The sequence below is a fragment of the Megasphaera sp. AF13-6AC genome (genome assembly GCF_027685385.1).
In the GTDB taxonomy this organism is placed as follows: Bacteria; Bacillota; Negativicutes; order Veillonellales; family Megasphaeraceae; genus Megasphaera; species Megasphaera micronuciformis.
The window spans coordinates 590-2034 of sequence record NZ_JAQCUN010000183.1; the positions used below are offsets into that span (position 1 = coordinate 590).

Here is a 1445-nt window from a genome sequence, read left to right on the forward strand (position 1 = left end):
AAAATAGAGGCTTGGAGAAGAAAAGCTTCTCTTGCCAGGACGATGGCGTTACGGCCCGACTTATTGGCCGCCGCCGAACTTTCAACACGGGACTTACAAATTCTCGACGAATTGAAACGGGAGATGACCGTATGAAGGTACCCTTGTACGTGGGCTTAGTTCATTACCCAATGTATGATAAAAACTTTAATATTGTCGCCACGGCTGTAACGAACTATGATTTGCATGATATTTCCCGATCGTCAAAGACGTTCGGTGTTAAAAAATATTTTATTATTCATCATGTAGAAGGCCAGCTGGATATGATTCATAAAATTCTGGCTTTCTGGCGCAGTAAAGTCGGCAGAAATTATAATTCCTATCGCACGGAGGCTTTCGATATTGTGGAAACGCTGCCTGATACGGATGCGGCTATCAAAGCCGTAGAAGAAGCGGAAGGCTGTCGTCCTTATGTGGTAACGACGGATGCACGCACGTATGCCGATACGATTTCGTATAAGGATTTGAGAACTTTAGGCGAAACGGGCGACCGACCGATTTTGTTGTTATTCGGAACCGGATACGGTATGACCGGAGAGATGATGAAGAAATTCGATTATATTCTCGAACCCGTATACGGTCCGGGAGAGTACAATCACCTTTCCGTTCGTTCGGCAGTAGCTATTATTCTGGATAGGCTTGCCGGCGAGGCATGGTGGAAGTAAAGGGGGACATAAGATGTCTGGACATTCAAAATGGGCCAATATTAAACGAAAAAAAGGTAAGAATGATGCCGTTCGCGGCAAGATTACGACAAAAATCAGTCGTGAAATTACGATTGCCGTTCGCATGGGCGGTGCCGATCCGACGGGAAATATGCGTTTGAAGCTGGCTTTACAAAAAGCTAAAGAAAACAATATACCGAAGGAAAATATCAACCGTGCTATTCAAAAGGGTGCAGGTACCTTGGAAGGACAGAGTTATGAAGAAATCGTCTACGAAGGTTACGGCCCGGCAGGCGTTGCTTTGACGGTTAACGTCTTGACGGATAATCGTAATCGGGCGGCTGCCGACGTACGGCATCTCTTTTCTAAACACGGCGGTAATATGGGTGAAACCGGATGCGTGTCGTGGATGTTTAAGAATCTGGGACTTTTTGTCGTTGCTAAAGATGCGGTAGACGAAGACAAGCTGATGGAAGTAGCTCTCGATGCGGGTGCCGATGATATCCGCACGGAAGGCGACGAGTATGAAATCGTTACGACGACTGAAGCTTACGATGCCGTTGAACAGGCTTTGTCTGAACATAATATTCCTACGGAACACGCACAAATTACCATGGTTCCCGATACGACTATTGCACTGTCTCCGGAAGATGCACAAAAATTGGAAAATATGATTGATGCATTTGACGATTTGGATGATGTACAGGATGTATATCACAACGGGGAATTCCCTGACGATAT

The 1445-nt window shown here is 45.7% G+C and carries 2 protein-coding genes; both read left to right on the forward strand.

From position 1 onward, the window contains the following. The first annotated feature begins 131 nt into the window (after positions 1–131). Complete coding sequence (locus PGX78_RS07870) at positions 132–704, forward strand: RNA methyltransferase (RefSeq protein ID WP_270446357.1); 573 nt, start codon at positions 132–134, stop codon at positions 702–704. A 13-nt stretch (positions 705–717) separates the two neighbouring features. Then, the coding region (locus tag PGX78_RS07875; RefSeq protein ID WP_270446359.1) for a YebC/PmpR family DNA-binding transcriptional regulator at positions 718–1445 on the forward strand (728 nt) is incomplete at its 3' end.

Coding starts and splice junctions, on each gene's coding strand:
- PGX78_RS07870 (WP_270446357.1), top strand. CDS start 132: ATGAAGGTACCCTTGTACGTGGGCTTAGTTCATTACCCAATGTATGAT.